The 5,554-nt window shown below is 62.6% G+C and carries 5 protein-coding genes; all 5 read left to right on the forward strand.

All coding sequences use genetic code 11. The annotated features are described in order from the left end of the window. The first annotated feature begins 35 nt into the window (after positions 1-35). Positions 36-1,496, forward strand: coding sequence for an amidophosphoribosyltransferase (gene purF / locus ACILRA_RS19010; protein ID WP_395663634.1), 1,461 nt, complete (start codon positions 36-38; stop codon positions 1,494-1,496). Between the two features lie 8 nt (positions 1,497-1,504). Beyond that, complete coding sequence (locus ACILRA_RS19015; RefSeq protein WP_395663635.1) at positions 1,505-2,236, forward strand: SDR family NAD(P)-dependent oxidoreductase; 732 nt, start codon at positions 1,505-1,507, stop codon at positions 2,234-2,236. Positions 2,237-2,240: 4 nt separating this feature from the next. After that, positions 2,241-3,008 (forward strand): 2-keto-4-pentenoate hydratase, encoded by a 768-nt coding sequence (locus ACILRA_RS19020; protein ID WP_395663636.1) that lies wholly within the window; start codon positions 2,241-2,243, stop codon positions 3,006-3,008. A 268-nt stretch (positions 3,009-3,276) separates the two neighbouring features. Then, positions 3,277-3,618: a c-type cytochrome gene (locus tag ACILRA_RS19025; RefSeq protein WP_395663637.1), complete on the forward strand. Its 342-nt coding sequence runs from the start codon at positions 3,277-3,279 to the stop codon at positions 3,616-3,618. Positions 3,619-3,671: 53 nt separating this feature from the next. Continuing rightward, on the forward strand, positions 3,672-5,105 hold the full coding sequence (locus ACILRA_RS19030) for an FAD-dependent oxidoreductase (RefSeq protein WP_395663638.1): 1,434 nt from the start codon (positions 3,672-3,674) through the stop codon (positions 5,103-5,105). Positions 5,106-5,554: the final 449 nt, after the last annotated feature.

The following is a 5,554-nucleotide window of genomic DNA, read 5'->3' on the forward strand; positions in this document are numbered from 1 at the left end:
GCGCAGAAACCGGACACGGGACAAGGCAACAGCCAATGAGCAGCGACATCGACTTCGAACTGAACGCCGACCGCCTGCGCGAGGAATGCGGCGTGTTCGGCATCTATGGCCACCCCGATGCAGCCGCACTGACGGCGCTGGGCCTGCACGCGCTGCAGCACCGCGGCCAGGAGGCGGCGGGCATCGTCTCCTTCGACGGCGAGCGCTTCCAGACGGAGCGGCGGCTGGGCCTGGTGGGTGACCACTTCTCCTCCGAGAAGGTGATCAACCGGCTGCAGGGCTCCTCGGCACTCGGCCATGTGCGCTATTCGACCACCGGCGAGACCATTCTGCGCAATGTGCAGCCGCTGTTCGCGGAACTGGCCGCGGGCGGCCTCGCCGTCGCGCATAACGGCAACCTGACCAACGGCCTGACGCTGCGGCGCGAACTCATCAGCCAGGGCTGCATCTGCCAGTCGACGTCCGATACAGAGGTGATCCTGCACCTCGTCGCGCGCTCGCAGAAGAGCCGGATCGTGGAACGCTACATCGACGCGCTGCGCGCCCTCGAGGGGGCCTACGCGCTGGTGGCGCTGACCAACAAGAAACTGATCGGCGCGCGCGACCCGCTCGGCATCCGCCCGCTGATCCTCGGAGAGCTCAACGGCGCCTATATCCTGTGCTCGGAGACCTGCGCACTCGACATCATCGGGGCCAAGTACATCCGCGAGATCGAGAACGGTGAAGTCGTCGTGATCTCGGAGGAAGGCGTCGAGAGCCTGAGGCCCTTCCCCAAGCAGCCCGCTCGGCCCTGCATCTTTGAATATATCTATTTCTCCCGGCCCGATTCCATGCTGGGCGGACACTCAATCTATGAGGTGCGCAAGGCCATGGGGCGGGAGCTGGCGCGCGAATCCTCCCTTGCGGCGGATGTCGTGGTGCCGATCCCGGACTCCGGCGTTCCCGCAGCACTGGGTTTCGCGCATGAGACGGGCATTCCCTTCGAGCTCGGCATCATCCGCAACCATTATGTGGGCCGCACCTTCATCGAGCCGACGCAGACCATCCGCTCGCTCGGCGTCAAGCTCAAGCACAATGCCAACCGCGCGGTGGTGAAGGACAAGCGCGTGGTGCTGATCGACGATTCGATCGTGCGCGGCACGACCTCCGTCAAGATCGTGCGGATGATGTATGAGGCGGGCGCCAGGGAAGTGCACATGCGCATTTCGAGCCCGCCCATCAAGCACCCGGATTTCTACGGCATTGATACGCCGGAGCAGAAGTCGCTGCTGGCCGCCACCCACACGCTGGAGGAGATGCGCGAATACATCGGCGTCACCTCGCTGGCCTTCCTCTCCGTCGACGGCGTCTACCGCGCGTTGGGGCTGCCGGAACGTGATAACGCGCGCCCGCAGTTCACCGACCATTGCTTCACGGGCGATTATCCCACACACCTCACCGACCTTGTCGGCGAGACCAAGAAGCAGCAGCTCTCGCTGCTGGCAGAAGCAGGCTGAGGACACGGATGACAGGACGGCTTGACGGGCGCGTGGCCCTGGTGACAGGCGCATCGCGGGGGCTTGGCGCTTCCGCGGCGATTGCGCTGGCGAAGGAAGGGGCCCACGTCATTGCGACGGCGCGCACCGAGGGCGGGCTCACCGAGCTCGACGATGCGATCAAGGCGGTGGGCGGCAGCGCCACGCTTGTGCCGCTCGACATCAAGGACTTCGACGGTATCGACAGGCTGGGCGCGGCGATCTTCGAGCGCTGGAAGCGGCTCGATATCCTGGTGGGCAATGCCGGTGTTCTCGGCAAGCTCACCCCCATGGCGCATGTCGACCAGAGGATGTGGGACGAGGTGATGGCGGTCAACGTCACCGCCAACTACCGTCTCATCCGCTCGATGGACATGCTGCTGCGCCAGTCGGATGCGGGGCGTGCGGTGTTCGTGACCTCGGGCCTTGCCCACAAGTGCTGGGCTTACTGGGGTCCCTACTCGATCTCCAAGGCCGCACTCGAGGCGATGGTGAAGACCTATGCCGCGGAAACCGCCACCAGCACCGTCAAGGCCAACTGCTTCAGCCCGGGCGCCACGCGCACCGGCATGCGCGCCAAGGCCATGCCGGGCGAAGATCCGATGAGCCTTCCCCACCCCGACGACGTGGCGGCCCAGATCGTGCCGATGTGCGAGCCGTCCTTCAGCGACAATGGCGGGGTTTGGAAATACGAACCCAAGGGCCTTTTCAAGCAGTTCTGACACCATGAGTGATGCCACCATTATCGCGGCCTTCGCTGCCGCGCGCAAATCCCAGTCTCCGCTGGCCACCCTGCCGGAAGACACTCCCCCGGACCTCGAACGCGCCTTCCGCCTGCAATGCGGGGTGACGCGCGAACTGGGCTGGACGCAGGCCGGCTGGAAGATCGGCTGCACCTCGGAGCGCGCGCAGAAGGCGCTCAATGCCATGGGGCCATTCCCGGGCACTGTCTTCGCCAACCGCGTCTACCGCTCCGGCGATTTCTTCCCGGCGGTGCCCCAGAACAAGCGCGTGGTTGAGCCGGAGGTCTGCTTCACCATGGCCAAGGGCCTGCCGCCGCGCACAGGCCACTATACGCTGGACGAGGTGATGGCAGCCGTGGCGCATGTGTGTGTTGCGGTCGAGGTCGTCAATCCGCGCACACCCAGGGGCTTCGGCGATGCCGTGCCATGGTTCATCGTGGACGGCGGCCTTAATGAGGGGATCGTTCTGGGCGAGCCGCGAAAACAGCTGTCACGTGCGGATTATGCCGCGCTTACAGGCGAGGTGACGTGGAACGGCCGCGCCATGCAGGGGGGCGCCGGCGCAAACGCAATGGGTGGCGGCGACCTGGCGCTGGCGTGGCTGGCCAACCACCTGAACGGCCACGGCCTGGGACTGGCCGAGGGCGACATCGTCACCACCGGGGTGATCACCGAGTTCTTCCAGGCAGAAGCCGGCGACACCGTCGAGGTCGCGTTCCAGCATCTGGGGCGGATGACGGTGAGGTTCTAGAGGGGCGGACGGTCAGTTGAGATCAACTCTTCATTCTCGCCGTCATGCCAGCTTTGACTGGATTTACAGGAAGAATGGAGTGCCAATACTCCAGTGAACTCAACTGACAGCCCGCCGCTCTCGTACTTACTAATATATTAGATTAATCTAATTTATCTAACTCCAGCTTGATATAGGTCAACTCGACGTTCGATCGATGCCCTAGACTGACACAGGCGAGGAAGAGCGGATCCCCCTCCTCGCTCGATCAGTTTGGAGGACGCATTCAATGCAAGGACGTTTCGGACTTCACGCGGGGCTGGCGGTGGCCGCTTTGCTCATGCATGGCCACGCGGAAGCATACGACCTCAACAATGGGCGGCTCCTCGCGTCCAACTGCACGCAGTGCCATGCCACCAATGCCCTTCCCAAGAGTGGCGGCTATGACAGCCTGGCCGGCAGCTCCTATTACGAAATCTATGGCGAGTTGAAGGACATGGCCCAGAAATTCAACGCGGCCAACAAGACCTGCACGGAGAGCGATCCCAAGGCTTGCCTGATGGCCGTGCACGCGAAGCCCTACACAGACCAGGAAATGCAGGACATCGCCTGGTACCTGTCACAGCAATAGGCATCAGGCTGGGTTGAGAGCCGGCCATCACAGAGTCAAACGGGAGCTTCGCCATGCAAAGGCGCGAATTCGTCAAGTACCTTACCGCCGGCACCGCCGGCCAGTTCATTCTTCCTGCCTTGAAGGCCCACGCAGCCGTGACGCCGCTTAACGTGGTGATCATCGGCGGCGGGATGGCGGGCGCCACAGCTGCGAAATATCTCCGCGTGTGGGCCAAGAAGCTGGCGATCGACGCCTATGTGAGCGTGACGATCATCGACATGAATGCAAAGTACACCTCGAACATCATGAGCAACATGGTGCTCACCGGCGAGAAGACGCTCGACTCGCTGAAGTATAACTACGCGAGCCTCGGCACCAAATATGGCGTGAAATTTATCCAGGCGACGGTGTCATCGGCCGATCTTGCGAATGGCTGGGTCTATGGCAAGACACCCACAAGCGGAAGCAACATCCTGCTCAACGCCACGCCCTTCAACAAGCTGATCCTGGCGACCGGTGTGGACTTCGACTATGGCGACATCACACTCACGGACTCGCTCTACACCAGTCATTACGACGCCATTCCCCATGCGTGGCAGGCGGGCACGCAGACGACGCTGCTGCGCACCCAGCTGGTCAACATGAAGGCGGGAAACCATGTGGCCATCACCATTCCGCCCTCGCCCTACCGCTGCCCACCCGGCCCCTATGAGCGCGCCTGCGTGATCGCCGACTGGCTGCGGGTGAAGAAGCCTGGCTCCAAGCTCTATCTCTATGACCCCAAGCAGACGTCCGATGGGCGGCCACCGGTGGAGCCCAACAACTTTGGCAATGCGTTCGCCAACATTCACAAGAACCTCGTCTATGTCCAGAACGCCAAGCTGACGGCGGTCACGACCTCGTCCTCAGGCACGGCGAAGATGAAGACGCTGTCCTTCGTGCCAAACGTGGCGCAGGGAACGGCACCCAATCCCAAGGCGCTCATCGCCAACACCTCGGTGAAAGTGGAAGTGGCCAACGTTCTTCCAAAGATGACGGCGGGTGCCCTGGCGCGCAGCGTGCTACTTGCCGAGGGTGGCCTCGACGGCGATGGCCGCTGGGCGCTGGTGGACGAGAAGACCTACAAGTCTCCCGTCAGCAAGGTCTATGTCATCGGTGACGGGATCAAGTCGGCGAACCAGCCGAAGGCGGGGCATATCGGAAATCAGCAGGCAAAGGTCTGCGCCGATGCCATACTGAGAGAGTTCAGCAGCGTTGCCCTCTACGATACGCCGGTGACCAACTCAGCCTGCTTCACGCCCGTGACGACGTCTCTCAACAGCCAATATGGCGCCATGGCATCATGGCTTACGGCAACGTTCCGCTACGGACTTGATTCCAGCGACGGCGGTTACCGGATGCTGCCCGTGAGCACCAACATCGAGTCGCCGGGATCCGCGTCCAAGGATAATTTCGAGTCGATGGGCAAGTGGTTCACATCGCTCATGCAGGATGTTTATTCCTGACGCGGCATCGTCACCGGCCAAGGCATGATGCCACGGCTTGACCGTGGCATTCTTTTGGCCACCGCTTCCCCTTCTCCCGTTGCGGTACGCAATGGGAGAAGGTGGCCGAAGGCCGGATGAAGGTTGCATCGGCATGGCAAGATGTTTGGGAAATGCGACTCGCAATGAGAGGCCCTCATCCGCCCTTCGGGCACCTTCTCCCATCGCGTCGCGACGGGAGAAGGGACTCGTGATCTCACGAGAAGGTGGCCGAAGACCGGATGAGGGTTGCATCGGCGTGGCACGATGTTTGGGACATGCGACTCGCCGGGAGAGGCCCTCATCCGCCCTTCGGGCACCTTCTCCCATCGCGTCGCGACGGGAGAAGGGACTCGTGATCTCACGAGAAGATGGCCGAAGACCGGATCAGGGTTGCAACGGCGTGGCACGATGTTTGGGAAATGCGACTC

Source organism: Aestuariivirga sp. (assembly GCF_044239095.1).
In the GTDB taxonomy this organism is placed as follows: Bacteria; Pseudomonadota; Alphaproteobacteria; order Rhizobiales; family Aestuariivirgaceae; genus Aestuariivirga.